This is a genomic window from Burkholderia sp. A2 (assembly GCF_001729305.1).
In the GTDB taxonomy this organism is placed as follows: Bacteria; Pseudomonadota; Gammaproteobacteria; order Burkholderiales; family Burkholderiaceae; genus Burkholderia; species Burkholderia sola.
Map to the genome: position 1 here is coordinate 126,303 of NZ_LZXX01000083.1, position 25,885 is coordinate 152,187.

At 65.5% G+C, this 25,885-nt stretch carries 22 protein-coding genes and 1 tRNA gene; 3 read left to right on the forward strand and 20 right to left on the reverse strand.

The features are described 5' to 3' along the window. Window positions 1–28: 28 nt before the first annotated feature. From A9Z05_RS08475 to A9Z05_RS08515, 9 genes are all read right to left on the reverse strand, one after another. On the reverse strand, window positions 29–703 hold the full coding sequence (locus A9Z05_RS08475) for a C40 family peptidase (protein WP_069617699.1): 675 nt from the start codon (window positions 701–703) through the stop codon (window positions 29–31). A gap of 128 nt (window positions 704–831) precedes the next feature. Further along, on the reverse strand, window positions 832–2,454 hold the full coding sequence (locus A9Z05_RS08480; RefSeq protein ID WP_069617700.1) for an ABC transporter ATP-binding protein: 1,623 nt from the start codon (window positions 2,452–2,454) through the stop codon (window positions 832–834). Next, window positions 2,451–3,548 carry an ABC transporter permease gene (locus A9Z05_RS08485; protein WP_050012940.1) on the reverse strand — a complete coding sequence of 366 codons (1,098 nt, stop codon included), beginning with the start codon at window positions 3,546–3,548 and terminating at the stop codon, window positions 2,451–2,453. The genes A9Z05_RS08480 and A9Z05_RS08485 overlap by 4 nt, the downstream gene beginning before the upstream one ends. A gap of 48 nt (window positions 3,549–3,596) precedes the next feature. Further along, window positions 3,597–4,640 (reverse strand): microcin C ABC transporter permease YejB, encoded by a 1,044-nt coding sequence (locus A9Z05_RS08490; RefSeq protein WP_069617701.1) that lies wholly within the window; start codon window positions 4,638–4,640, stop codon window positions 3,597–3,599. Window positions 4,641–4,690: 50 nt separating this feature from the next. Further along, on the reverse strand, window positions 4,691–6,553 hold the full coding sequence (locus A9Z05_RS08495) for an extracellular solute-binding protein (RefSeq protein ID WP_069617702.1): 1,863 nt from the start codon (window positions 6,551–6,553) through the stop codon (window positions 4,691–4,693). Window positions 6,554–6,693: 140 nt separating this feature from the next. Continuing rightward, window positions 6,694–7,068 carry a hypothetical protein gene (locus A9Z05_RS08500; RefSeq protein ID WP_069617703.1) on the reverse strand — a complete coding sequence of 125 codons (375 nt, stop codon included), beginning with the start codon at window positions 7,066–7,068 and terminating at the stop codon, window positions 6,694–6,696. 164 nt (window positions 7,069–7,232) lie between these two features. Continuing rightward, window positions 7,233–7,928 carry a response regulator transcription factor gene (locus A9Z05_RS08505; protein ID WP_069617704.1) on the reverse strand — a complete coding sequence of 232 codons (696 nt, stop codon included), beginning with the start codon at window positions 7,926–7,928 and terminating at the stop codon, window positions 7,233–7,235. 16 nt (window positions 7,929–7,944) lie between these two features. Then, entirely contained in the window at window positions 7,945–9,336 is a 1,392-nt protein-coding gene (locus A9Z05_RS08510; RefSeq protein WP_069617705.1) for a HAMP domain-containing sensor histidine kinase, read from the reverse strand. Between the two features lie 11 nt (window positions 9,337–9,347). Beyond that, window positions 9,348–10,022 carry a response regulator transcription factor gene (locus tag A9Z05_RS08515; RefSeq protein ID WP_050013034.1) on the reverse strand — a complete coding sequence of 225 codons (675 nt, stop codon included), beginning with the start codon at window positions 10,020–10,022 and terminating at the stop codon, window positions 9,348–9,350. A 218-nt stretch (window positions 10,023–10,240) separates the two neighbouring features. Here A9Z05_RS08515 and A9Z05_RS08520 point away from each other — a divergent pair, with 218 nt between their 5' ends. Continuing rightward, window positions 10,241–10,540: a DUF4148 domain-containing protein gene (locus A9Z05_RS08520; RefSeq protein ID WP_069617706.1), complete on the forward strand. Its 300-nt coding sequence runs from the start codon at window positions 10,241–10,243 to the stop codon at window positions 10,538–10,540. A 113-nt stretch (window positions 10,541–10,653) separates the two neighbouring features. Here the strand turns inward: A9Z05_RS08520 and cyoD are convergent, their stop codons facing one another. From cyoD to A9Z05_RS08545, 5 genes are all read right to left on the reverse strand, one after another. Continuing rightward, window positions 10,654–10,986 (reverse strand): cytochrome o ubiquinol oxidase subunit IV, encoded by a 333-nt coding sequence (cyoD, locus tag A9Z05_RS08525; protein ID WP_059573658.1) that lies wholly within the window; start codon window positions 10,984–10,986, stop codon window positions 10,654–10,656. Then, window positions 10,987–11,595: a cytochrome o ubiquinol oxidase subunit III gene (gene cyoC, locus A9Z05_RS08530; RefSeq protein WP_027784811.1), complete on the reverse strand. Its 609-nt coding sequence runs from the start codon at window positions 11,593–11,595 to the stop codon at window positions 10,987–10,989. It lies immediately after the preceding gene. Beyond that, window positions 11,595–13,601, reverse strand: coding sequence for a cytochrome o ubiquinol oxidase subunit I (cyoB, locus tag A9Z05_RS08535; RefSeq protein WP_069617707.1), 2,007 nt, complete (start codon window positions 13,599–13,601; stop codon window positions 11,595–11,597). The genes cyoC and cyoB overlap by 1 nt, the downstream gene beginning before the upstream one ends. Before the next feature lie 3 nt (window positions 13,602–13,604). Continuing rightward, the gene (cyoA, locus tag A9Z05_RS08540) at window positions 13,605–14,492 is read right to left on the reverse strand and encodes a ubiquinol oxidase subunit II (RefSeq protein ID WP_069617708.1); all 888 of its coding nucleotides are present in this window, start codon (window positions 14,490–14,492) and stop codon (window positions 13,605–13,607) included. A gap of 281 nt (window positions 14,493–14,773) precedes the next feature. Next, entirely contained in the window at window positions 14,774–16,303 is a 1,530-nt protein-coding gene (locus A9Z05_RS08545; RefSeq protein WP_069617709.1) for a NuoM family protein, read from the reverse strand. Between the two features lie 1,061 nt (window positions 16,304–17,364). Between A9Z05_RS08545 and A9Z05_RS08550 the strand changes: the two genes are divergently transcribed. Continuing rightward, entirely contained in the window at window positions 17,365–17,805 is a 441-nt protein-coding gene (locus tag A9Z05_RS08550; protein ID WP_069617710.1) for a hypothetical protein, read from the forward strand. Window positions 17,806–18,290: 485 nt separating this feature from the next. On the opposite strand, the gene A9Z05_RS08555 is transcribed toward A9Z05_RS08550, so the two are convergent. From A9Z05_RS08555 to cysS, 6 genes are all read right to left on the reverse strand, one after another. Further along, window positions 18,291–18,384 (reverse strand) — tRNA-Ser (locus tag A9Z05_RS08555). A 110-nt stretch (window positions 18,385–18,494) separates the two neighbouring features. Further along, window positions 18,495–19,748, reverse strand: coding sequence for an aspartate kinase (locus tag A9Z05_RS08560; RefSeq protein WP_069617711.1), 1,254 nt, complete (start codon window positions 19,746–19,748; stop codon window positions 18,495–18,497). 342 nt (window positions 19,749–20,090) lie between these two features. Then, window positions 20,091–21,512, reverse strand: a complete 1,422-nt coding sequence (tilS, locus tag A9Z05_RS08565) for a tRNA lysidine(34) synthetase TilS (protein ID WP_069617738.1) — start codon at window positions 21,510–21,512, stop codon at window positions 20,091–20,093. A 46-nt stretch (window positions 21,513–21,558) separates the two neighbouring features. Next, window positions 21,559–22,530 carry an acetyl-CoA carboxylase carboxyltransferase subunit alpha gene (locus A9Z05_RS08570; RefSeq protein ID WP_006478433.1) on the reverse strand — a complete coding sequence of 324 codons (972 nt, stop codon included), beginning with the start codon at window positions 22,528–22,530 and terminating at the stop codon, window positions 21,559–21,561. A 103-nt stretch (window positions 22,531–22,633) separates the two neighbouring features. After that, window positions 22,634–23,461, reverse strand: a complete 828-nt coding sequence (locus A9Z05_RS08575) for a DNA-3-methyladenine glycosylase (protein ID WP_050012971.1) — start codon at window positions 23,459–23,461, stop codon at window positions 22,634–22,636. Window positions 23,462–23,504: 43 nt separating this feature from the next. Continuing rightward, entirely contained in the window at window positions 23,505–24,902 is a 1,398-nt protein-coding gene (cysS, locus tag A9Z05_RS08580) for a cysteine--tRNA ligase (protein WP_069617712.1), read from the reverse strand. A 234-nt stretch (window positions 24,903–25,136) separates the two neighbouring features. On the opposite strand from cysS, the gene A9Z05_RS08585 reads away from it, so the two are divergent. Then, window positions 25,137–25,859: a tetratricopeptide repeat protein gene (locus tag A9Z05_RS08585; protein WP_084044165.1), complete on the forward strand. Its 723-nt coding sequence runs from the start codon at window positions 25,137–25,139 to the stop codon at window positions 25,857–25,859. Window positions 25,860–25,885 lie beyond the last annotated feature (26 nt).

The window sequence follows — 25,885 nt, forward strand, 5'->3', positions numbered from 1 at the left end:
TGTCGTCCGCCCGCGCGACCGGCAAACGTCAGTTGTTGCCGTTCGCCGAATCGTCGCCGATCGTCGCGCGCACGCGCTGACGCAGGTCTTCGGGCTTCATCGGGAATTCCGATTCGAGCCGGCGCGCGCCGGTGAAACGCTTTTCCCAGTAGCCGCTGTCGAGATCGTCGACGCGGACCGTGCTGCCCGTCGACGGCGAATGCACGAACTTGTTGTCGCCGATGTAGATGCCGACGTGCGAGAACGTGCGGCGCATCGTGTTGAAGAACACGAGATCGCCCGGCTTCAGGTTGCTCATGCTCACCTTCTCGCCGACGCGGCTCATTTCTTCCGCGCGACGCGGCAGCGACATGCCGAGCGTGTCCTGGAACACGTAGCGCACGAAGCCGCTGCAGTCGAGTCCCGAATCCGGCGAGTTGCCGCCCCAGCGATACCGCACGCCGATCATGTTCAGCGCGCCGACGACCACGTCGCCCGCCTTGCCCGCCATGCCGGCGAGGAACGACTTCGCGCCGCCGCTCGACGGCTGCGCGCTGGTCTGCTGGAGGGATGAGCCCGACCCGATCTGAGTCGAATTGCTGACATTCTGATTAAAACTGCTGACTTCGTCGGCGAACGCGCCGGGTGCTGCTGCGAACAGGGCGCCGATGAACAGCCCGGCGATGGTGCGCGCGCATGCCTGGGTCAGGGATCGATGCTGCATTGGTCGATGGAATATGCTTAAAAATCAGCTGATTGGCGGAAAATTTCGGTCGATACTAGCCAGCGCGTAATCGTTTGTCAAAACAAATTAATAAATACAATCGAGATGGTCAGACCATTGGACGCCTATCACGCTTTCCAGACTGCTTTCAACAGCTTTTGTGTGTAAGGATGTGACGGTCTGGTGAAGATGTCGGACACCTCCCCCGACTCGACGACGGCGCCGTCCTGCATCACCGCGACGCGGTGCGCCATCGCGCCGATCACCTCCAGGTCGTGGCTGATGAACACGTAGCCGAGGTTGTATTTCTGTTGCAAATTCGCGAGCAGCTTCAGCACCTGCTGCTGGATCGACACGTCGAGCGCCGACGTCGGCTCGTCGAGGATCAGGATGCGCGGCTCCAGCACCAGTGCGCGCGCGATCGCGATCCGCTGGCGCTGGCCGCCCGAGAATTCGTGCGGATAGCGGTGTAGCACCGTGCGGTCCAGGCCGACTTCCCGCAGCACCGCGAGCGACTTCGCGCGGCGCGCGTCGGGCGTCATGTCCGGGCGATGCAGCTCGAGCCCCTCGCCGACGATCCGCTCGATCGTGTGACGCGGCGAAAGCGAGCTGAATGGGTCCTGAAAGACCACCTGCATGTTCGAGCGCAGCGTGGTCTGTTCGCGGCCGCGATAGGTCGACAGCGCGCGCCCCTGGAATTCGATCTCGCCGCCGGCCGTCTTCTGCAGCCCGAGCAGCGCCATCGCGAGCGTCGACTTCCCCGATCCCGATTCGCCGACGATGCCGAGCGTTTCGCCCTGCCGCACCGACACCGACACGTCGGCCACGGCCGTCACCGGCACCGTGCCGAACCAGCCCGCGAAGCCCGGCCGCTTGCGCGCGAACTGCACGCTCACGTGGCGCGCGTCGAGCACGACGGGTGCGATCGGCATCACCGGCGTGACCGCGCGTTGCGGCCGGCTGTTCAGCAGCCGCTGCGTATACGGATGCTCGGGCGCCGCGAAGATCCGCTCGACAGGCCCGCTCTCGACGAGCCGGCCATGCTCCATCACCGCGACCCGCTGCGCGAAGTGCCGCACGAGATTCAGGTCGTGCGTGATCAGCAGGATCGCCATCCCGCGCTTTTCCGCCTCGTCGCGCTGCAGCTCCAGCAGCAGGTTGACGATCTGCGCGCGGATCGTCACGTCGAGCGCGGTGGTCGGCTCGTCCGCGAGCAGCAGGCGCGGCCGGCACGCGAGCGCCATCGCGATCATCGCGCGCTGCCGCTGGCCGCCCGACAACTGGTGCGGGTAGCTGTCGACGCGCTTCTCCGGCTCCGCGATGCCGGTGCGCGCGAGCAACGCAATCGCCCGCTTGCGCGCCTCCACGGCCGATACGCCGTCGTGCAGCACGATCGTCTCGCCGATCTGCACGCCGATCGTATACAGCGGATTGAGCGCCGTCATCGGTTCCTGGAAGATCATCGCGATGTCCGAGCCGCGCAGCCCGCGCATCTCGCGCTCGCTCTTGGCCGTCAGGTCCTGCCCGGCGAAACGGATCGCGCCCGTGACTTCGGCATCGCGCAGCAGCCGCAGGATCGACAGCGCGGTCACGCTCTTGCCCGACCCCGATTCGCCGACAAGCGCGACCCGCTCGCCACGCCCGATCGCGAGCGTCACGTCGTCCACCGCGACCGTGTCGCCGAAGCGCACATGCAGATGCTCGAGCGACAGCAGCGGCTCGTGCTGCGTCGATACGGTCGACTCGCTCATCGCTGCCCTCCCGCCGCGCGCACCGAATCGGCGATCCGCGTGTCGAGCGCGTTGCGCAGCGCGTCGCCCATGAAGGTCAGCAGCAGCAGCGTCGCGACCAGCACGCCGAACGTCGACAGCGAGATCCACCACGCGTCGAGGTTGCCCTTGCCCTGCGCGAGCAGCTCGCCGAGGCTCGGCGTCGGCGGTGGCACGCCGAGCCCGAGGAAATCGAGGCTGGTGAGCGCGAGGATCGAGCCGCTCATCCGGAACGGCAGGAACGTGATCACCGGCGTGAGGCTGTTCGGCAACACGTGGCGCCAGATGATCTGCCAATTCGTGAGCCCCATCGCGCGGGCCGCGCGCACGTAGTCCTGCGTGCGGTTGCGCAGGAACTCGGCGCGCACGTAGTCGGCGAGCCCGATCCAGCCGAACAGCGACAGCAGCACGATCAGCAGCAGGAAGCTCGGCTCGAAGATCGACGCGAAGATGATCAGCAGGTACAGCTCCGGCAGCGAGCTCCAGATCTCGATCAGCCGCTGCCCGACGATGTCGATGCGTCCGCCGAAGAAGCCTTGCACCGCGCCCGCGGCGATCCCGAGCAGCGTGCCGATCACGGTCAGGATCAGCCCGAACTCGACCGAGATGCGGAACCCGTACACGAGCCGCGCAAGCAGGTCGCGGCCCTGCGCATCGGTGCCGAGCCAGTTCTCCCGCGACGGCGGCGCCGGGTTCGGCACGTTCGAGAAGTAGTTCAGCGTGTCGTAGTAGTAACGGTTCGGCGGATAGACGACGAAGTTGCCGGGCGCCTCGAGCCGCTTGCGCACATACGGATCGAGATAGTCGGCCGGCGTCGGGAAATCGCCGCCGAAGGTGGTCTCCGGGTACGCATGGAACATCGGGAAATAGGTCTGCCCGTCGTAGCGCACGACGAGCGGCTTGTCGTTGGACCACAGCGGCGCCGCGAGGCTCGCGGCAAAGGCGACGACGAAGATCACGAAGCTCCAGTAGCCGAGGCGCTGCTGCCTGAAGCGCTGCCACACACGGCGGGCCGGCGACGGCGACACGCGCGCACGCGCGGCGTCGATACGGGGGGATGCGACGGCCCGGTTCATCGCGCGCCTCGCCCGCTGGCGCCGGGCATGCGAATGGCTCGTTTCATGTCAGCGCTCCAGGTTGTCGAATTGAATGCGCGGATCGACCCACACATAGCAAAGATCGGAAATCAGCTTGGTCGCGAGCCCGATCAGCGTGAACAGGTACAGCGTGCCGAGCACGACCGGGTAATCGCGCCGCACGACCGACTCGTACGACAGCAGCCCGAGGCCGTCGAGCGAGAACAGCGTCTCGATCAGCAGGCTGCCGGTGAAGAACGCGCCGATGAACGCGGCCGGAAAGCCGACGATCAGCGGCAGCATCGCATTGCGGAACACGTGCTTCCACAGCACGCTGCGCTCGGAGAGCCCCTTCGCGCGCGCGGTGAGCACGTATTGCCGGCGGATCTGGTCGAGGAACGCGTTCTTCGTGAGCATCGTGACGACCGCGAAGCTGCCGACGACCGACGCGGTGATCGGCAGCGCGATGTGCCACAAATAGTCGAGCACCTTGCCGACGAGCGACAGCTGCGCGAAGTTGTCCGACGTGAGGCCGCGCAGCGGAAAGAGCTGCCAGAACGAGCCGCCGCCGAACAGCACGAGCAGCAGCACGCCGAGCACGAAACCCGGAATCGCATAGCCGACCAGCACGACGAGGCTCGTCGCGACGTCGAACGGCGAACCGTTGCGCACGGCCTTCGCGATGCCGAGCGGCACCGAGATCAGGTACGTGAGGAAGAACGTCCACAGCCCGATGCTGATCGACACGGGCAGCTTCTGCACGACCAGCGACCAGACGCTTTGATGGCGAAAGTAGCTTTCGCCGAGATCGAAGCGCGCGAAGCGCTTCAGCATCAGCCAGTAGCGTTCAAGCGGCGGCTTGTCGAACCCGTACAGCGCCTTGAGCTGCGCGAGCTGCTGCGCGTCGACGCCGGTGTGCGCGCGCATTCCGAACGGCGTCGCGCCCTGCTCGGTCGCGCCCTTGCGCAATTCCTGCACGGCCTGCTCGACCGGGCCGCCCGGCACGAACTGGATCACCGCGAACGTGAGCGTCAGCACGCCGACGAGCGTCGGGATCATCAACAGCAGGCGTTTGAGGATGTAGCTCCACATAGGGCGTCGACTCGTGATCGGTGGCGGGTTGGATGAAGGGCCGGCGCGGCTCAGTGATCGGGCTTCGCCCACCAGGTCGACACGATCCAGCCCTCGGCCGAATAGTACAGCGGCAGCGTCTGGGGATAAGCGAGCGTGCGCTTGTACGCGACGCGGTGCGTCGTGCTGTACCACTGCGGAACCGCGTAGTAGCCGTGCATCAGCACGCGGTCGAGCGCGTGCGTCGCGTCGAGCAATTCCTCGCGCGTCTGCGCGGTGCCCAGCGCGTGCAGCAACGCGTCGACGGCCGGCGATTTCAGCCCGATGAGATTGTCGGAGCCCGGCTCGTCGGCGAACTTGCTCGCGTAACGCGAGTATTGCTCGGCGCCCGGCACCTGCACGCCCGGCAGGCGGATCGTCGTCATGTCGTAGTCGAACGCATCGAGGCGCTTTTGCAGCAGCGCGTAATCGGCCGTGCGAAACCGCACGTCGATGCCCAGCTTCGCGAGGTTGCGCTGGTACGCGGTCACGACGCCTTCCATCGCGCCACCCGCATCGTCGAGGATCTCGAAAGCGAACGGCTCGCCCTTCGCATTGCGCAGCGCGCCGTCGCGATAGGTCCAGCCGGCCTGTGCGAGCAGCGCGCGCGCCTTCAGCAGGTTCGCGCGCAGCGAGCCCGGCGGATTCGTGTTCGGCTGCGTGACCATCGGGCCGAACACCGCCGGATCGAGTTGCGCACGCAGCGGCTCCAGCAGCTTCAGCTCGCCCTCGCCCGGCGCACCGGTCGCCTGCAGGTCGGTGTCGGCGAAATAACTGTTGAGGCGCGTGTAGGCGCTGTAGAACAGCTGACGGTTCAGCCATTCGAAGTCGAACGCGAGGTCGAGCGCCTGACGCACGCGCACGTCGCGAAACAGCGGCCGGCGCAGGTTCATGAAGAAGCCCTGCATGCCGGCGCCGTTATGCTGGCGGAATTCGCGCTTGACCAGTTCGCCGCTGTCGAAACGCTTGCCGACGTCGCGTCGCGCCCAGTTGCGCGCGACGTACTCGACGAGCACGTCGTATTCGCCAGCCTTGAACGCCTCGAGCCGCGCGACGCCGTCGCCGTACAGCTTGTAGACGATCCGCTCGAAGTTGTTGGTGCCGACTCGCACCGGCAGGTCGGCGCCCCAGTACGCGGGGTTGCGCCGGTAGGTGATCGTGCGGCCGTTGTCGTAATGGTCGATCACGTACGGGCCGCTGCCGATCGGCTGCTCGAACGCGAGTTGGTCGAACGGGATGCGCGAGCCGTCCGCGCGCAATCCCCACTTGCGCGAGAACACCGGCACGCCGCCGGCGATCAGCGGCAACTCGCGGTTCGCGCTGTGGAATTCGAAGCGCACGGTCGCGGGATCGACCACCACGGCCTTCGTAATTTCGGCGAAGTACGCGCCGAACTGCGGTGCGGCCCGTTTGCTCTTCAACGTGTCGAACGAAAACTTGACGTCGTCCGCCGTGACGCGATCGCCGTTCGAGAAACGCGCGCGCGGATTCAGGTGGAACGTGACCGAACGGCGATCCAGCGCGACGTCGATGTCGTCGGCCAGCAGCCCGTAGGCGGACGCCGGTTCGTCGGAGCTGCCGGTCGCGAGGCTCTCGAACAGCATGTCGATGCCGGGCGCGGTGTTGCCGCGCATCGTGAACGGATTGAACTTGTCGAACGACGTCAGCCGGCTCGGGTTCGCGAGCACGAGCGTGCCGCCCTTCGGCGCGTCGGGATTCACGTAGTCGAAATGCTTGAAGCCCGGCGGATACTTCGGCTCGCCGTACTGTGCAATCGCATAGGCCGCGTGCGCGGCCGGCGCGGCCAGCGCCAGCACCGCGGCCACGCGGCCGGCGGCCCGCAGCGCGCCGAGGCAGGCGCGCGCGGCGGCGGCCCGGGGCGAACCCTTCGTCATAGAGGCCCTGTCGTCGAATGAGGGTAGTAACGTGGAGCGATTCTACCCATTCAATCCGTCGGGCCAAAAGAAAACCGCCACGCGGGCGGTTTCCTCACGAGCCGTTGTCGCGCGCGCGGCACGCACGCGCGACCGGTCGATCAGCGCCAGCCGTTGTGGCGGCCGTGATCCCAGTGACCGCGATCGCCGCCCCAGCCGCGACCATGGTGGCGATACCACTCGTCGCGGCCCCAGTAGCGGCGGCCGTCCCAGTAGCGGTCGCCGTGCCAGCCGATCACGATCGCCGGCGCCGGCCCGTACACGGGCGCCGGTGCGTAGACGGGCGCCGGTGCGTAGACGGGCGCCGGCTGGTAGACGACCGGCGGAGGCGGCGGCGCATACACGGGCGCGGGCGCGACGTAGACCGGTGCCGGCACGCCGACGTTGATCCCGACATTGACTCCCGCCATTGCTGCGCCCGACACGAGCAAGGCCGTCATACCGGTCATGAGCGAGGCAACACGCAAAGTCTTCATGGATTCCTCTTCTGGTTGTGTCATGTGTGATTCGACTATAGCGGCAAGCGCCCTCCCCGCATATTTCAAGTTTGTAAGAACTGATGCGCGGCATCGCAACGGGAAGCCCGCGCTAACGTCTTGTAACAATCGGCGCCCGGCGCCAGCCTTTCCCGAAACGCCTTTCAACCTGCGCCGCGGCCCGCGTCAAGCGGCGCCGCGCCCGTGTCGAACCGGAAGCCGAATCGCGCCACCGTTTCGATCCGCGCGGAAAACGCATGCGCGGCCAGCTTGCGCCGCAACCGTACGACGAGCGCATTGACCGTTTCAGGCTCGATGTCCGCATCGCCCCACGCATAACGGAGCACGGCGTCGCGCCCGACCGGCCGCCCGGCTTCGCGCAGCAGGCATTCGACCACGCGAAATTCCCGCGCGCTGAGCGCGAGCCGCCGGCCACGCTCGTCGAGGGCGCGCGTCGCCGTGTCGAGCCGGATCGATTCACGCGTCGCGATGACGCCCGCGCGGCGCCACAGCGCGTGCAGCCGCTCGTGCAATTCGACGAACGAGCACGGATGGGCCAGGCACACGTCGCAGCCCGCGTTCAGCATCTGCGCGCGCTGGGCGGACGTGGTGCCGGCAACGATCGCGGCAATCGCCGCGCTGCCCGCCGACGCGGCGAGCGGCGGCAATCCGTCGAGAAGCGCCGGCGCGGAAGCGCCATCGGTCGCGACGATCACGATTGCGTCGAACCGATCCTGCGTCGCCGCGAAACAACCGTCGCGCCATTCGTCGACGCGCTCGACGCCGTGCATGCTTTCCCGGAACGCCTTGTCGAGCCGCGACGCGTCCGGCGTCGGCGGCGCAATCAGCAGGATGCGCATCGATCGGCCTCCTCCGTCACGCGAGCGAACGCGGCCAGCATTCGACCGTGATCGCCGCACCGGCCGGCTGCGCACCGCCGATCCGCAGCGCGAAACCGTGCACGCGCATCACCGCCGACACGATGCTCAACCCCAGCCCCGAGCCGTTCACGTGGCGCGTGCGCTCGCCACGATAGAAGCGTTCGAGCACCGCGTTGCGCTCGCCGGGCGGGATGCCGGGCCCGGTGTCCTCGAACCGGACGAGCGGCCCGTGCGACGTCGTCTGGAGCACGACGCGCACGCGGCCGCCGGGCGGCGTGAACTTGATCGCGTTGTCCGCGAGATTGCTGAACGCCTCGAACAGCAACGCACGGTCGCCATGGATGCCGTCGACCGCGGCCGCATCGAGCTCGAACGACACGTCGACCGCCTCGGCCAGCGGCTCGTAAAGCTCGCACACGTCGCGCAGCAAGGCCGCGACGTCGACCTCGGCAAAACCGCCACGCCGGCTCAGCGTGCCGATCTCGGAGATGCGCAGCATCGCGCGAAAACGTTCGAGCAGCCGGTCGGTTTCGTCGCGCGCCGACGCCAGCAGCGTCGCCGACGCGGGATCGTGTGCGCAGAACGGCTGGTCGGCGAGCCGCGCCAGCATCGTATGCACGCGTGCGAGCGGCGTGCGCAGGTCGTGCGCGATCCCGTCGCAGGTATGGCGCACCTCGCCCATCAGCCGCTCGACTTCGTCGAGCATGTGGTTCACGAGATGCGCGAGCAGATCGAGTTCGTCATAGCCGCCGACCGGCAGCCGCTTGCCGAGATCGCCCTCGGCGATCTGCCGCGTGACGCGCCGGATCTCGGCGACGCGGCGCATCTGCCGCATGCCGAGCATGCTGCCGCCCGCGACGCCCGCGATCAGGATCGTCACGCCGCCGATCACGAGCCCGCGAATCGCGACGTCGCGGATCTGGATGAAATGCGACAGGTCGCGCGCGACGACCAGCGTCATCCCGTTGTCGCGGCGCACCGCCATCGCGCGCGTGATCGGCGACGATTGGCCGTCGAGCGGCGCGAGCGTGCGGTTCAGCGTCCGGCCGTGGCGATCGGTGCACAGCCCGGGCGGCGTCGCGATGTCGCCGGCCACGCGGCGCCCGCTCGAGTCGAACAGCCCGTAGAAATTCGTATGCATGTGCTCGTGCTCAAGCCGCCGATGGATCGCGAGCGGCAGCTCGGCATCGGGAATCGAATCGAAATAGATCAGTTGCCACGCGAGCACCTCGTCGGTGTCGTGTGTCATCGTGTGCGTCGCGGCCACGCTGATCACGCCCGCGAGCAGCAGCAGCGACACCGAGAAGATCGCCGCGTACGCGCACAGCCAGCGAAACGTCGTCGTATGCCAGCGGCGCGTGAAATTCGCCGCGCGGGCTGCGTCCATCCGTGCCTCCGTCAAGCGAGCATGTAGCCCGATCCGCGCACCGTCTGGATCATCGGGTTCGCGCCGGGCGGATCGATCTTCTTGCGCAGCCGCCCCATGTGAACGTCGATCAGGTTGGTACCGGGATCGAAGTGATAGCCCCACACGGCCTCGAACAGCATCGTGCGCGTGATCGTCTGTCCCGCGTTGCGCATCATGAACTCGAGCACGCGGAACTCGGTCGGCAGCAGCGGAATCTCGTCGGCGCCGCGGCGCGCGCAGCGCGAAATGAGGTCGAGCTCGAGCGCGCCGACCTTCAGCAGCGTCTGCTGCGGCACGCCCGATGCCTGCCGGCGGCGCAGCAGCACTTCGATGCGCGCGCTCAGTTCGCCGGAATCGAATGGCTTCGTCAGGTAATCGTCGCCGCCCGCACGCAGACCGCGAATGCGCTCGTCGACGTCGCCGAGCGCGCTCAGCATCAGCACCGGCGTATCGATGCCGACCGTGCGCATCGCGGTCACGATCGCGAGACCGTCCGCCCCCGGCAGCATCCGGTCGAGCGTGATCGCGTCGTACGATGCGCTCATCGCACGCATCATCCCTTCGCGGCCGTTGTCGATCCAGTCGACCTCGAAGCCGCGTGCGGTCAGCTCGCCGACGATTTCGTTCGCGGTGACCGCATCGTCCTCGACCGTCAGTACTCGCATGGTTGCCCTCGCAATGAACGTCAAGACGGGCGCGCACGATGCGCCCGTCGCTATCGTAAGCGCCGCGATCGCCGCGCAGCGCCAGATGAAAATAGCTTCATCCTGCGTCGCGGCGCGCGCCTGTGAAACATGTTTCATCCGTGCGTCGGCCGCGCTGCGGCCGGGGCCGCCTACGCTGACGTCATGCGGCATCGGGCCGCGAAACCAGGAGCTACCGGATGAAACTGTCGACCACCGTCGCCTGCATGCTGCTCGCATGCGCGAGCACCGCCGCATTCGCGGGGCCGCACCTCACCCCGCAGGAATGCAACGCGTACCCGTTCGTGCACACGGGCAGCGACGTCACGCGTGCGGACCTCGTGCGCGAGCTGACCGAACTCGAACAGGTCGGCTACGATCCCGCCCATGCCAGCCCGTATTACCCCGACGATCTCGACGGCGCGAAGCATCGGCTCGCCGCCGAGTACCGCGCCGACTGCGCGCATGCGCTGACGGCCGACGCCGGCCCGCGACGCTGACCGCACTGCCCGACGCGACGCGACGCGGCAGCGGGAAAAAACGAAAAGGCGGCACGTGCCGCCTTTTCTTCATGAACGCGCATGGTGGTGAACCCGATGCGCCGCGCTGCCGCTCAACGCGACATCATGTTCATGCTCACGTTGTGCATCACCCACAGCGTGCCGACGATCAGGATCGCGGCGGTCAGCACCGTATAGCTGAACGCCATCACGTTCCAGCGCTGGCCCGACGAGCCGTTCATGTGCAGGAAGTACACGAGGTGCACGACGATCTGCACGAACGCGAGCACGGCGAGCCCGATCAGCGACGCATGCGGCGACAGCACGCCGCCCATCACGAGGCCGAACGACGCGGCCGTGAGCAGCACCGACAGGATGAAACCGGCGACGTAGCCGCCGACACTGCCGTGCCCTTCTTCGAGTTGAGACGAATGCGAATGGGCCATTTAGATCACGCTCGCGAGATAGACAAAGGAAAACACGCAGATCCACACGATGTCGAGGAAGTGCCAGAACAGGCTCAGGCACGTCAGGCGTCGCAGGTCGCGATCGGTCAGGTCGCCGCCGCGCAACACGATCTGCGCGGCCAGCACGATCATCCACAAGAGACCTGCCGTCACGTGCAGCCCGTGCGTGCCGACCAGCGTGAAGAACGCCGACAGGAACGCGCTGCGCTGCGGGCCGGCGCCTTCCGCGATCAGGTGCGAGAACTCCCGCAGTTCCATCGCGAGAAACGCCGCGCCGAGCACGAACGTCACCGCGAGCCATGCGAGCAGCGCACCGCGCCGCTGCTTGTACGCCGCGAGCATCGCGAAACCGTACGTGATGCTCGACAGCAGCAGTGCGGCGGTTTCCACCGCGACGCCCGGAATGTCGAACAGCTCTTTCGCGGTCTGCCCGCCCGCGTACTGGTGGCCGAGCACCGCGAACGTCGCGAACAGCGCCGCGAAGATCACGCAGTCGGTCATCAGGTACAGCCAGAAACCGAACACCGAATGCGACGGCGGATGGTCGTCGTGCTCGAGCAGGGTTGCGCTCAAGGTTTTCTGCAACATCAGTTGGCCTCCAGTTCCACGTCGTCGACGCGCGCGGCCGTGCGCTTCGTCGGCTGCTTGTCTTCGGTCTTGCGCACCGTCGACGCAGGGATGTAATAGCCGTCGTTATCGCGCGAGCTGTAGATCACGAGCGTCGCGATGATTCCGACGAGCCCGCCGATCGCCATCCACCAGATGTGCCACACCAGCGCGAAGCCGAGCACCAGGCTGAAGACCGCGATCACGAGGCCCGCGCAGGTATTCGACGGCATGTGGATGTCGCGAATCGCTGCCGGGTTCGGCCGGCCTTCGCCGCGCGCCTTCATGTCCGCATACGCGTCGAGCGTGCGCACCTGCGGGATCACCGCGAAGTTGTAGTCGGCCGGCGGCGACGACGTCGCCCACTCCAGCGTGCGGCCGCCCCACGGGTCGCCCGTCGTGTCGCGGTACTCGGGCAGATGGCGGTTGCGGATGCTGACCACCAGCTGCAGCAGCTGGCACGCGATGCCGATCGCGATCAGCACGGCGCCGAACGCGGCGACCAGCAGCCACGGATGCCAGGCCGGGTTGTCGTAATGGTTCAGGCGGCGCGTCATGCCCATGAAGCCGAGCACGTAGAGCGGCACGAACGCGACGTAGAAGCCGACCTGCCAGAACCAGAACGCGGCCTTGCCGAGCTTCTCGTTCAGCTTGAAGCCGAACGCCTTCGGGAACCAGTAGTTGAAGCCCGCGAGATAGCCGAACAGCACGCCGCCGATGATCACGTTGTGGAAGTGCGCGATCAGGAACAGGCTGTTGTGCAGCACGAAGTCGGCGCCGGGAATGGCCATCATCACGCCGGTCATGCCGCCGAGCGTGAACGTGACCATGAAGCCGATCGTCCACAGCACCGGCGTCGTGAATTCGATCCGGCCGCGGTACATCGTGAACAGCCAGTTGAACACCTTCACGCCGGTCGGAATCGCGATGATCATCGTCATGATCCCGAAAAACGCGTTCACGTTCGCGCCCGAGCCCATCGTGAAGAAGTGATGCAGCCACACGAGGAACGACAGCACCATGATCGCGCAGGTCGCGTACACCATCGTCTTGTAGCCGAACAGCGGCTTCTTCGCGAACGTCGCGATGACTTCCGAGAAGATCCCGAACGCCGGCAGGATCAGGATGTACACCTCCGGATGGCCCCACGCCCAGATCAGGTTCAGGTACAGCATCGCGTTGCCGCCGGCGTCGTTCGTGAAGAAGTGCATGCCGAGGTAACGGTCGAGGCCGAGCAGCGCGAGCGTCGCGGTCAGGATCGGGAACGACGCCATGATCAGCACGTTCGTGCAGAGCGCCGTCCACGTGAACACCGGCATCTTCAACAGCGTCATGCCGGGCGCGCGCATCTTGATGATCGTCACGAAGAAGTTCACGCCGGTCAGCAGCGTGCCGACGCCGGAGATCTGCAGCGCCCACAGATAGTAGTCGACCCCTACCCCCGGACTGAACTGCAGCTCCGACAGCGGCGGGTACGCGAGCCAGCCCGTCTGCGCGAATTCGCCGATCACGAGCGACAGGTTGATCAGGATCGCGCTGACCGCCGTCATCCAGAACGACAGCGAGTTGATGAACGGGAACGCGACGTCGCGCGCACCGATCTGCAGCGGCACGATGAGGTTCATCAGGCCGACCATGAACACCATCGCCATGAAGAAGATCATGATCACGCCGTGTGCCGTGAAGATCTGGTCATAGTGGTGCGGCGGCAGATAGCCGGGCGCGTTGTACGCGAGCGCGAGCTGCATGCGCATCATGATCGCGTCGGCGAAGCCGCGCAGCAGCATGATCAGCGCGACGATGATGTACATCACCCCGAGTCTCTTGTGGTCGACCGTGGTCAGCCATTCCGTCCACAGCCATTTCCATCGGCCGGTGATCGTCAGCGCGGCGAGAATGCCCAGCACGACCAGCCCCATGAAGGCGCCGGCCCCCATGATGATGGGCTGATCGAACGGGATCGCCGAAAGTGTGAGTTTGCCGAACATGCGTTACCCCTTCGTGCCGCAGGCGGCGTCCTTCAGGTCGAGGACGTGGCCATCGTTGTATTTCGCGATGATGTTGTGGAAGAGCCGCGGATCGACCGACGAGAAGTAGCGCACCGGCGCCTTCTCGCTCGGCTGCGCGACGCTGCCGTATACGGTCGCGTCGAGCCGGTCCGGCGACGCCTTCACCTTCTGCACCCATGCATCGAACTGCTCGCGCGGCTCGGCGAGCGTGCGGAACTTCATGTCCGAGAAACCGCGGCCGCTGAAGTTGGCGGACGTGCCCGCGTAATTGCCGGCCTCGTCGGCGATCAGGTGCAGGCGCGTCTGCATGCCGGCCATCGCGTAGACCTGGCCGCCGAGCTGCGGGATGAAGAACGAGTTCATCACCGAATCCGACGTGATGCGGAAGTTCACCGGCGTGCCGACCGGAATCGCGAGCTGGTTCACCGACGCGATGCCGAGCTCGGGATAGATGAACAGCCACTTCCAGTCGAGCGCGACCACCTCGACGTCGATCGGCTTCACCGCCGATTCGAGCGGCTTGTACGGATCGAGCTCATGCGTGGTCTTCCACGTGAGCACGCCGAGGAACAGGATGATCAGCGTCGGCACCGTCCAGATCACGACTTCGATCGCGGTCGAGTGCGACCAGTTCGGCGCGTAGGCGGCGTTGCGGTTCGACGCGCGGTAACGCCACGCGAACCACAGCGTGAGCAGGATCACCGGCACGACGACGATCAGCATCGCCCACGTGGACGTCGCGATCAGCGCCTTTTCGGCCGCCCCCACGCTTCCTTTCGGATTCAGTACATCTAAATTACAACCTGACAGGCTCAATGCCGCGCCCATTGAAAGCAGCGCCGACCAGCCTCTTGAAGCTCTTCTTTTCATCACACAGCCCGAGGGTCATTGAATCCGTTTGCGTATGCCCGATGCGCATTCGATTCACGAAATTGGCCGAATCATACGTCGCGCGAGTGTGATGAAAAACCGGCGCATGCGGCAAATCATCATTGCAAAATCTGCCGTGAGTCACATTGTCGCGGGGCAATTTCACGCAGCCGCAAGCGCGCCCGGCACTTGCCGTGCCGGGCCGCGATGGATGCGTGCGCAACGATGCGTCGCCGCTCGACGCGGCTCGTTTGCGCGGGACGGCCCGGTGTGCCGCGCGCTCAGTCGTGCGTCGACGCCATGTACGACGGCAACGCCAGCGCGGGGCCATCCCCTGCCGGCACCTTCGAATGACTGGCTTCCTGGATCAGCTTGCCGACGGTCGGATCGATTGCATCGGTGAACGGCTTCGGATCGATGCCGACCGCCAGCACGATCAGTGCGAGCGACGCGAACATCACGATCTCGCGGCGGTTCAGGTCCGCGAGCTTCGCGATCCGCTGGTTCGCGACCTTGCCGAACACCACGCGCTTGAGCATCCACAGCGTGTACGACGCGCTGAGGATCAGCGTGAGCGCCGCGATCGCGCCGATCCAGAAGTTGAAGCGGATCGCGCCCATGATCACCATGAACTCGCCGACAAACCCCGACGTGCCCGGCAGCCCGACGTTGGCCATCGCGAACAGCAGCGTGAAGGTCGCGAAACGCGGCATCACCCCGGCCACGCCGCCGTATGCGGCGATCTCGCGCTGCCGGGTGCGGTCCACGAGCACGTTCACGCACAACAGCATCGCGCCCGCCACGAAGCCGTACGACACGAGCTGCACGATCGCGCCTTCGACGCCGATCCGGTTGAACAGGAACAGCCCGAGCGTGACGATCCCCATGTGCGCGACCGTCGAATACGCGAGCAGCTTGCCGAGATCGGTCTGTGCGAGCGCAATCAGGCTCGCGTAGACGATCGCGAACAGCGACAGCGCGATCACGGCCGGCGCGAAGAAATGGCTCGCGTCGGGCGTGATCGGCAGCGCGAAGCGCAGGAACCCGTACCCGCCGAGCTTGAGCATCGCGAGCATCAGCGCGGCGCCCGTGGGGCCGTCGGTGTACACGTCGCTCAGCCACGTGTGGACCGGCCACATCGGCACCTTGACCGCGAACGCGGCGAAAAAGCCGAGGAACACCAGCAACTGCGGCGCGAAGCCGAGCTGCAACGTGCGCCACACGGCCATGTCGAACGTATGCGACTGCGCGTACAGGTACAGCATCGCCATCAGCAGCAACAGCGAGCCGGCGAACGAGATGAAGAAGAACTTCACGGCCGCATACACGCGGCGCTCGCGCCCCCACGTACCGATCAGCAGGTACAACGGAATCAGCGTCGCCTCGAAGAAGATGAAGAACAGCAGCCCGTCCTGCGCGACGAACACGCCGACCATCAGCCCCGACAGGATCAGGAACGACGCGTAGTACTGCGCGACGCGAACCGTGACCGATTCCCACGATGCCACCACTACCACGAGCGTCGTGAACGCGGTCAGCACGACGAGCCAGAGCGACGCGCCGTCGATGCCGACCCGCCATCCGGCATTGAATGCCGCGAGCCAGTCGCGTCTTTCGACGAACTGCATCGCCGCGGAATGCGCGTCGAAACCGGCCATCAGCGGAACGACGGCCGCCAGCCCGGCAATCGCGCCGACCAGCGCGATCAGTCGTATCCGGCGGAAATGCTGGTCGGAACCGGCGCGCAGCAGCCCCGCGCCGAACAGTATCGGAACCCAGATGGCCAGGCTCAGGAAGGGGAAATCATGCATGTCAACAACGCCTTGAGGAGGTCGCGCCTTGCATCGGGGACAGGCGCGACGAAAGGAACGAAATCAAATCGACAGGTAGATTTCGTGAATCGCCAATGTTGGCTAAATGTAAAGCGGCATCACCGGAAAACTTGACGCCGCTCAAACGCGATCGGGTTAACCAGCATAAGGCGATTGATTATTTTCTGCAGCGCAGCAGAGCACTGTTTTTCGCCTTCTGCGTAATATACTGATTTATATGGGTAATTTTTTGTATTATCCAAGGCGATGTGCCGCGAGAATAGACGCAGCGCCGCATTTTTGACATCAACCGGTCATTTCGAGGGGTTGGAGCGACAAGATCGATGTCTCGCGGCGCGGCGATCGCGTGGGGCAGTCTGCCTTACACGAATTCTTTCATTTTTATTTCATTTGATCTCGTGCAGTGCAGCCCGGACGAAGCGTTGTCCTCGCCCGCCTCTTTCGCGCGATCGCGCCGCTCACGCCGACGGACTCACGCGATCCCATATCCGCACCATTTCGTCCCCTTCGGCTTACATCAGCTTGACTGAGGTGTCCGGAAGAACGGGAGAAGGCCATGGAGACAAACGCGACAGTTGCTGCGCCACCGAGCCCAGTGACCGCAGCCACGGCGCTTGCGCAATCGACGAGCCGTCGGCTTGTAGCCCGTCGATGAAAGCTCACTCGCTTCGAGGTTCATCGACATATTGCCGGCAACGCGATCAGCCGCGGCGGTGGCGAGCACTTGCGCACGCACCGGCCTTAATCGGCAGGACATGCAAATACCTTGAACAATTTGCGCCACCGGTCACTTAAACTAAATTATTAAATCAAAAAAGTAAACTATTACAGCAATCCACCAATATTAATAACGATAAAAACATTTCAGCTCGACGCTTGACAATGTCTGACGAAATATCCTTTGCGTTAACATGGCCGCTACATAGAATAAATTTGCCCGATAGATTCACCACGAATCGAAAGGCAGCACAATTACATCAAGGCCGATAGCTTCATTCGTTAATTGTGACTTTCATTAATCAAGAGAAATGGAGATTGATATGAGCACGCAAGCCGCACACTCCGAAAATGACCTCCCCCCGATCTCCGATGCGGAGGCGAAGGCAGGTTATGCCGATTCCAGGCAATATGACGGACAGCGCATCAAGGCGTCCGACAGCCCCATCATCTACCTCGTTATTAATGGAGCGCGCCACACCATTCCGGATTGGCCCACATACGAAAACCTGTTCATTCCGGGGAGCCCCATCAAAACCAACAATTCTCTCGTTTCCCGTATCCCGTTGGTCGGGGCGCTGTCCAACGGAGCCTATCTCGCCCAAGGAAAAACGAGCGGATCGAAATATTTGGTGACGAACGGTCAGAAGCGTTTGATTCCGGACGATGCCACATTCGAAAATTTTTCTTTCAATCCCAGGAAGATCAATCTCCTTGATGAAAATATTCTCAATTCGATCCCCTGGGGTGAAGACATCGACTAATGGCTCTGCTCCGCGCCGCGCATCAGGCGTGTCCGGCCGTCACCAGGATGACGTAGAGCGGCCGTCTCGACGCGGAGTCGTGGCGGTTGGCGCGGCTCAGCGTGGCCTGCCGGACCGAGCAACGGGTGTCACCGGGGCGGGGGAGCGCAGGTTGTGCCGCATGCTCCCCGCCCCGCTCTGCAGCGCCGCTTTTACTGAATGGGCGCTTGAGGGTTTCCGAGAGTTTGTCCAGGACGGCGCGGCTCAGGTTTGCACCTGAGATCGCGCATCCGGTCTGCCTTGTCGGGCGTCGTGGCCGCGTCACCGCAACGGTTCGGCACGGACGACACTTGCAGCCACACCACGGCGCGGCAATTGCGACGGCCGCAACTGGCGAAGCACCTCGCTCATCGCGCTCAATACCCGCCAGGCTTGTAAGTCAATTTGATCGTGAAAAAGAAAAAGCCCCGCAAGTCCGAGAACTTGCGGGGCTTTGTCACCGCTTTTGGCGGAGACGGAGGGATTCGAACCCTCGATCCAGGTTTTGGCCCAGATGCTCCCTTAGCAGGGGAGTGCCTTCGACCTCTCGGCCACGTCTCCCAAACTTTCGCTCGCACCAGGGAGGCAGTGCGACGAGAACGAAATAATATAGGGTTTCGAACCGTGCGTCAATTTCCGTGATGCATTTTCTTCAATGCATCACGAAAAATTCACGATGCCTGGTCGAGTTCGAACACCTTGTGCAGCGCGCGGACGGCCAGCTCCATGTATTTCTCGTCGATCAGCACCGAAATCTTGATTTCGGACGTCGAGATCATCTGGATGTTGATGCCCTCTTCCGACAGCGTGCGGAACATCTTGCTCGCGACGCCCACGTGCGAACGCATGCCGACGCCGACGACCGACACCTTCGACACCTTCGGGTCGCCCTGCACGCGCTCGGCGCTCACATGGCCCTGCACCTGGTTGGTGAGGATGTCCATCGCCTTCTGGTAGTCGCCGCGACCGACCGTGAACGTGAAGTCGGTTTTGCCTTCGACGCTCTGGTTCTGGATGATCATGTCGACGTCGACGTTCGCATCGGCCACCGGGCCGAGGATCTGATATGCGATGCCCGGCTTGTCGGGCACGCCCATCACCGCAATGCGTGCTTCGTCGCGCTGGAACGCGATGCCGGAAATGACTGCCTTTTCCATGGTCTCGTCTTCTTCAAAAGTAATCAGGGTGCCCGAGCGCATTTCTTCGTCGAGCGCAATCAGCGGATCGGTCAGGCTCGACAGCACACGCGTCTTCACCTGGTATTTGCCGGCGAATTCGACCGAGCGGATCTGCAGGACCTTCGAGCCGAGGCTGGCCATTTCCAGCATCTCCTCGAACGTCACGCGGTCGAGGCGGCGCGCCTCTTCGACGACGCGCGGGTCGGTCGTGTAGACGCCGTCGACGTCGGTATAGATCAGGCACTCTTCGGCGCCCAGCGCAGCGGCCACCGCTACCGCCGACGTGTCCGAGCCGCCGCGGCCCAGCGTCGTGATGTGACCGTCCGGATCGACGCCCTGGAAGCCGGTGATAATCACGACCTTGCCCGCGTTCAGGTCTGCCTTCACGCGCTCGTCGTCGATCGAGTGAATGCGTGCCTTCGTAAACGCGCTGTCCGTCTTGATCGGCACTTGCCAGCCGGCATAGCTCACGGCCTCGACACCGATTTCCTGCAGCGCGATCGACAGCAGGCCGACGCTGACCTGCTCGCCGGTCGACGCGATCATGTCGAGCTCACGCGGGCTCGGCTGGCTCGAAATCTCTTTCGCAAGACCGAGCAGACGGTTGGTTTCGCCGGACATCGCCGAAGGCACGACCACCATCTGGTGCCCGGCCTGATGCCATTTTGCGACGCGTTTCGCGACGTTCTTGATGCGCTCGACCGAGCCCATCGAAGTGCCGCCGTATTTGTGTACGATGAGTGCCATTGTCGTTCTGAACTGGAGGAGAAGCCGCACGGGCGCGCTGGGCAGGCCGCGTTGCCGTTCGGTCACGCGGCTTGTGGCTGTGGACGGACGACGAGGGGAACGGCTGGGACGCAACACGCAAGCGTGACGGATTTTGCCCGGAAGGCCGATCAGGCCGCGCAAACCGGGTACGTCACGCGGGAAACCTGCACAAAACGCTCAAAAATCGAGCCGAGCAAACGACCGAGCGTACCCGATAGACGCCCACTTGACAAGCCGCGTGCCGTGTCGCCGGCCGTTCCGGCGCTGTTTACCAAATGGTGAAAATGGGCACGCCATCGCGCCGCCAGTCACCCGCCGCCGCTATGCGATCAGCAGGTCGGGACGCCATTCGATTCGGCGCCATGCGGCGGTGGCGGGCGCCGCGTGGACAGCCTCGCCCATGTCGCGATTGACGCCCAGCCGCGGCACGTAGATCAGCCGGTCGCCCGCGAACAGCAGCGGCACGTCGCGCTGCCAGGCCGGCACGCCGCGCTCCTGGAACAGGTTCTTCAGCGTCCGGCCGGGCCCGCCCGGCGATGTGCGCATCCGTTCGCCGCCGGCCCGCGCGCGCGCCGCCAGCCGCGCACCGCGCAGCAACCCCTCCGGCACCGCATCGGCGCTGCCCGCGTCGGCGGGCGCGAACACGAACGTGCCGCGCCATCCCGGCAGGTGCCACACGTCCTGTCCGTCCCATGCGAGTGCCGCCTCCGGTTGCGGTGCGCCCGTGCCGTCGTCGGCCGGCTCGCTGCTGTCGCCCGCTTCCCAGTAGACGACATCGCGATAGAGCCGCAGGCACTGCCCCGCATGATCGACGCGCAGCGCATGCGCGTCGTGCGCCGCGCGCAGTTGCCGCATCATGTTCGCGAGCCGGGCCGCCGACGCGCCCGGCAAACCCAGCCGGCGCATCCAGAAGCGCAGCAGGTTCGCGCCACGCGTGTCGTCGAAGCCGATCAGCGCGTCGCGCGACAGCGCCTGACCGTCATCGCGCGCGGCGACGGCGAAATCCAGCTCGGCCAGATCGTCGAGCAGCCGCTGAGCGGCCGCCGCATGCTGGGCCGCGCGACCGAGCGCGTCGCGAAAGCCCGGGAAATGCACGGCCAGCGCCGGCAGCACGTCGACGCGCAGCGCATTGCGCGCATAGCGCGTATCGCCGTTCGATTCGTCGTCGATCCACACGAGCGCGTGCTGCTCCGCATAGCGCTCAAGTTGCGCGCGCAACAGTCTCAGCAACGGACGCACACGGTCGATGTTCCCGCCGTCGGGGCGATAACGCGGGGCCATCGCGGCGAGCCCCGCGATTCCCGCCCCGCGCAGCAGTTGCAGCAGCACCGTCTCGGCCTGGTCGTCCGCATGTTGCGCGAGCCACAGCGCCGCCACGCCGTGGCGCCCGCCCATCTCGTCGAGCGCCGCGTAGCGACGCTCGCGCGCCGTCGCCTCGACACCGAGCCCGCTGTCGCGCGGCACGTCGACGCGCATCGATTCGAATGCGACGCCGAGCCGCGCCGCCTGCCCTTCGGCATGCGCGACCCACGCATCGGCGTTCGCGCTCAGGCCGTGATGCACGTGCAGCGCGACGCAGCGCGATGCGCCCGCGACGCGCACGGCCGCGTCGAGCAGCACGGTCGAATCGAGGCCGCCGCTGTACGCGATCGCGATGCGCGCATCCGGCGGCAGGCCGGAAAGCGCAACGCCGACCGCGTCGAGTACGACGCGGTCGGCGGAGAATTCGGTGGGCGGGATCACGAGCGGGACGCGCGCGCAGCGGCGCGCGCATTGCATACACGGCCGGTCATGCGCCCGGCGTGGTTTCCTTGAACTTGCCGTAGGCCATCAGGCGCTCGAAGCGGCGCTCGCGCAGCGCATCGATGCTCATGCCCTGGAACTGGCGCAGCGAATCGGCCAACGCACGGCGCAGCAGCGCGGCCATGCCCTTCGGATCGCGATGCGCGCCGCCGAGCGGCTCGTTGATGATCTTGTCGATCAGGCCGAGCGCCTTCAGGCGGTGCGCGGTCAGGCCCAGCGCTTCCGCGGCTTCCGGCGCCTTCGCGGCGCTCTTCCACAGGATCGACGCGCAGCCTTCCGGCGAGATCACCGAGTAGGTCGAGAACTGCAGCATCATCACGGTGTCGGCCACGGCGATCGCCAGCGCGCCGCCCGAACCGCCCTCGCCGATTACCGTCGTGATGATCGGCGTCTTCAGCTCGGCCATCACGTACAGGTTGCGGCCGATCGCCTCCGACTGGCCGCGCTCTTCCGCGCCGATGCCCGGGTACGCGCCCGGCGTGTCGACGAACGTGAAGATCGGCAGCCCGAACTTCTCGGCCAGACGCATCAGGCGTTCGGCCTTGCGATAGCCCTCCGGACGCGGCATCCCGAAGTTGCGCGCGGCGCGCTCCTTCGTGTCGCGCCCCTTCTGGTGACCGATCACCATGCACGGATGGCCGCCGAAGCGCGCGAGACCGCCGACGATCGACAGGTCGTCCGCGAACGCGCGATCGCCATGCAGCTCGTGAAAATCGGTAAACAGTTCCGCGACGTAATCGAGCGTGTACGGCCGCTGCGGATGCCGCGCGATCTGCGAAACCTGCCACGGCGACAGGTTCGCGTAGAGGTCTTTCGTCAGTTGCTGGCTTTTCTTCGACAGCCGCTCGATTTCTTCCGAAATATCGACAGCCGAGTCGTCCTGCACGAATCGCAGCTCTTCGATCTTGGCCTCGAGTTCGGCGATCGGCTGTTCGAAATCCAGAAATGTGGTCTTCATGTGTTCGAATCCTTGGGTCTTGCGGCAGCGCGTATTCTACCCGCGCGGGCGACGCTCAAAACCGGCTCTCAACTATTGATGTTTAAAACCCGATAGCCGGCGCTCAGGCGTCGGCGTCGGGCGCATCGAGGCTGCGCCACATGTACCAGGTCGCGACGGTGCGCCACGGCTCCCAGTTGGCCGCAACCTCGCGCGCCTCGCTGCGCGTGACGGGTTCGCCGCTGAAGTAATTGACGCTGATCGCACGGATCAGGCCCGGGTCGTCGAGCGGCAGCACGTCGGGCCGCGACAGGTTGAAGATCAGGAACATCTCGGCCGTCCAGCGGCTGATGCCGCGGATCTGCGTGAGTTCCGCGATCACGTCCTCGTCGTCCATCGACATCCATTTGTCGACGTGCAGCGCCCCCGACACGAAATGCTGCGCGAGATCGAGGATGTATTCCGTCTTGCGCTTGGACAACCCGCACGCGATCAGCTTGTCCGCGCCGAGCCGGATCACCGGTTGCGGCGCGAGCTTCGGACAGGCGTCCTCGATGCGCGCCCACAGCGACTGCGCGGACGGCACCGAAATCTGCTGGCCGACGACCGAGCGCGCGAGCGTGACGAACGGATCGCCGCGCTTCACGAGATGCGCGGGACCGAACTTCGGAATCAGTTTCTTCAGGATCCGGTCGCGCTTGACGAGGTCCGCGCACGCCTTGTCCCAATAGGCGGGACGCACGACGACTTCCTCGCCGTCCGCTTCGGACGCCCGTGTCTTGCGGGCCGCGTCGGCGGCCGGCAGCGCGGCTGCCGGCTGCGCATGACCGTTCAGCGCGCCGTTCGGCACGGCGCGCGTCGCGTCCGCCTTCGTCGCCGGGACGCGCTTGGCTGCCGGACGCGCGGCGACCGGAGTCGCGCGCCTGACCGGCGCTTTTCTGGCCGTTGCCATCTTGCCTCCTACCTGACGGATCGGTCAGTGGAACGCGCCGCGCTCATACGCGACGCCATTCGGTCGATCCGCCCGGTTTGTCTTCAAGTGCGATGCCGGCTTCGAGCAGTTCCGCCCGGATCCGGTCCGCTTCGGCATAGTCCTTCGCTTGCTTCGCCGCGACGCGCGCGGCGATCTTCGCTTCGATCTCGTCGGCCGCGAGCCCGCCCGCCTGTGCGGCGCCGGACGCCTGCTGCAGGAACGCGCGCGGTTCGCGGCCCAGCAGGCCGAGCAGGCCCGCCAGCTGTTTCAGTTGCCGCGCGAGCGACGCATCGCGCGTGCGGTTGACTTCGCCCGCCAGCTCGAACAGCGTCGCCACCGCGACCGGCGTGTTGAAATCGTCGTTCATCGCGGCCGCGAAACGCTGCGCGTGCGGCTCGCTCCAGTCGAGCGCGAGCGTGTCGGGCTCGACATCCTTCAGCGCGGTGTACAGACGCGTGAGCGACGCGCGCGCATCGTCGAGATGCACGTCACTGTAATTCAGCGGCGAACGGTAGTGCGTGCGCACGATGAAGAAGCGCATGACTTCCGCGTCGTAACGCTCGAGCACTTCGCGGATCGTGAAGAAGTTGCCGAGCGATTTCGACATCTTCTCGTTGTCGACCTGCACGAAGCCGTTGTGCATCCAGTAATTGACGAACGTCTCGCCGGTCGCGCCTTCGCTCTGCGCGATCTCGTTCTCGTGGTGCGGGAATTGCAGATCCTGCCCGCCGCCGTGGATGTCGAAATGATTGCCGAGCAGCGAGCAGCCCATCGCCGAGCACTCGATGTGCCAGCCCGGGCGACCCATCCCGTACTTCGACGCCCACGACGCGCCTTCCGGCTCGTCCGCCTTCGCGCGCTTCCACAGCACGAAGTCGAGCGGATCCTGCTTCGCATCGTTCGCGGCGACGCGCTCGCCCGCACGGAGATCGTCGAGCGACTTGCCCGACAGCTTCCCGTAGTTCGCGAACTTGCGCACCGAGTAATTGACGTCGCCGTCGGTCGCCTGGTACGCGTAGCCGTTCGCCTCGAGCGTCTCGATCATGCCGAGCATCTGCGGGATGAACTGCGTCGCGCGCGGCTCGATGTCGGGCCGCTGGATGCCGAGCGCGGTTTCATCCTCGTGCATCGCGCCGATGAAGCGGTCGGTCAGCGACTTGATCGTCTCGCCGTTCTCGACCGCGCGGCGGATGATCTTGTCCTCGATGTCGGTGATGTTGCGCACGTACGTGACCCGATAGCCGATCGCACGCAGCCAGCGCTGGACGAGGTCGAACACGACCAGCATGCGCGCGTGGCCCACGTGACAATAGTCGTAGACGGTGATCCCGCATACGTACATCCGCACTTCGCCGGGCTGGCGCGGCACGAAAACTTGCTTGTCACGCGCGAGCGTGTTGTAGATGCGCAGTGATTCCATAGAGATGAACCGTGAGCCGAAGGAAACCGCCCTGGCGAAGCTCGCCCAGCATGTGAAACGGACGGACCATCTGCTGCGGCGCCAGGCCGCGCGTCCTCGATATCACATGGGGCGGTCAGGCTGCAAGCACAGCGGTGACGGCCACGAGAGGCTAAGAAAGACTGTCTGCCGCTCGCCGGAACGCGCAGACGTTTTGTTAGAATGGCTCGGAGTATAACATTCCGATTTACGCCTATGAAACCTCATCGCGGCCGCGCGCCGAGCGCTGCGACCCTCGTTGCGACCACCGTCATGGGCGTCGCGCTGACGCTTTTCGCGGCGCCCGCGGCACATGCGCAAAAGGCCCCGGCGGTCGCCGACGGCACGCCAGAAGTCGATGCGTCGATCGCCGGCAAGCAGTGGAAGCAGGCGCTCGCGCAGCTCGACGCGCGCATCGCGTCGAACCCGCGCGACGTGCAGGCGCAGTTCAAGCGCGGCACCGTGCTGGCCCGCCTGAACCGCGACGACGACGCGATCCAGCAGTTCGTCGCGATCACGCAGGCCTACCCCGAACTGCCCGAGCCGTACAACAACCTCGCCGCGCTCTACGCGAAGCACGGCCGCTACGATGAAGCGCGCACCGCGCTCGTCACCGCGACGCAATCGAACCCGAGCTACTCGCTCGCGTACGAGAACCTCGGCGATCTGTACCTGCGCCTCGCGGCCGAATCGTACAAGCGCGCGCAATCGCTCGGCCGCACGAGCGGCGCGACCGCGCAGCGCCTCGCCGATCTGCAGAAGATCGTGTCGCCGTCGAAAGCCGCGCCGAACGCCCGCGCGACGACGCCGGCCACGCGCGACTACACTGATCGCGCCGCCGCGAACGTGAGCACCACCACGCTGCCGATGTCGCCGACGTTCCAGTTCAGCGGTCCGTCGGGCGCACTGGCGGCACCGTACGTCGCGCCGTCGAAATAAGCGGCGCGGCCCTCCTTCCCTCCCAA

Bases quoted from the DNA above. Each gene is read 5' to 3' on its own strand.
- A9Z05_RS08475 (WP_069617699.1), bottom strand. From the start codon at position 703: ATGCAGCATCGATCCCTGACCCAGGCATGCGCGCGCACCATCGCCGGG.
- A9Z05_RS08480 (WP_069617700.1), bottom strand. From the start codon at position 2,454: ATGAGCGAGTCGACCGTATCGACGCAGCACGAGCCGCTGCTGTCGCTC.
- A9Z05_RS08485 (WP_050012940.1), bottom strand. From the start codon at position 3,548: ATGAACCGGGCCGTCGCATCCCCCCGTATCGACGCCGCGCGTGCGCGC.
- A9Z05_RS08490 (WP_069617701.1), bottom strand. From the start codon at position 4,640: ATGTGGAGCTACATCCTCAAACGCCTGCTGTTGATGATCCCGACGCTC.
- A9Z05_RS08495 (WP_069617702.1), bottom strand. From the start codon at position 6,553: ATGACGAAGGGTTCGCCCCGGGCCGCCGCCGCGCGCGCCTGCCTCGGC.
- A9Z05_RS08500 (WP_069617703.1), bottom strand. From the start codon at position 7,068: ATGAAGACTTTGCGTGTTGCCTCGCTCATGACCGGTATGACGGCCTTG.
- A9Z05_RS08505 (WP_069617704.1), bottom strand. From the start codon at position 7,928: ATGCGCATCCTGCTGATTGCGCCGCCGACGCCGGACGCGTCGCGGCTC.
- A9Z05_RS08510 (WP_069617705.1), bottom strand. From the start codon at position 9,336: ATGGACGCAGCCCGCGCGGCGAATTTCACGCGCCGCTGGCATACGACG.
- A9Z05_RS08515 (WP_050013034.1), bottom strand. From the start codon at position 10,022: ATGCGAGTACTGACGGTCGAGGACGATGCGGTCACCGCGAACGAAATC.
- A9Z05_RS08520 (WP_069617706.1), top strand. From the start codon at position 10,241: ATGAAACTGTCGACCACCGTCGCCTGCATGCTGCTCGCATGCGCGAGC.
- cyoD (WP_059573658.1), bottom strand. From the start codon at position 10,986: ATGGCCCATTCGCATTCGTCTCAACTCGAAGAAGGGCACGGCAGTGTC.
- cyoC (WP_027784811.1), bottom strand. From the start codon at position 11,595: ATGTTGCAGAAAACCTTGAGCGCAACCCTGCTCGAGCACGACGACCAT.
- cyoB (WP_069617707.1), bottom strand. From the start codon at position 13,601: ATGTTCGGCAAACTCACACTTTCGGCGATCCCGTTCGATCAGCCCATC.
- cyoA (WP_069617708.1), bottom strand. From the start codon at position 14,492: ATGAAAAGAAGAGCTTCAAGAGGCTGGTCGGCGCTGCTTTCAATGGGC.
- A9Z05_RS08545 (WP_069617709.1), bottom strand. From the start codon at position 16,303: ATGCATGATTTCCCCTTCCTGAGCCTGGCCATCTGGGTTCCGATACTG.
- A9Z05_RS08550 (WP_069617710.1), top strand. From the start codon at position 17,365: ATGAGCACGCAAGCCGCACACTCCGAAAATGACCTCCCCCCGATCTCC.
- A9Z05_RS08560 (WP_069617711.1), bottom strand. From the start codon at position 19,748: ATGGCACTCATCGTACACAAATACGGCGGCACTTCGATGGGCTCGGTC.
- A9Z05_RS08570 (WP_006478433.1), bottom strand. From the start codon at position 22,530: ATGAAGACCACATTTCTGGATTTCGAACAGCCGATCGCCGAACTCGAG.
- A9Z05_RS08575 (WP_050012971.1), bottom strand. From the start codon at position 23,461: ATGGCAACGGCCAGAAAAGCGCCGGTCAGGCGCGCGACTCCGGTCGCC.
- cysS (WP_069617712.1), bottom strand. From the start codon at position 24,902: ATGGAATCACTGCGCATCTACAACACGCTCGCGCGTGACAAGCAAGTT.
- A9Z05_RS08585 (WP_084044165.1), top strand. From the start codon at position 25,137: ATGAAACCTCATCGCGGCCGCGCGCCGAGCGCTGCGACCCTCGTTGCG.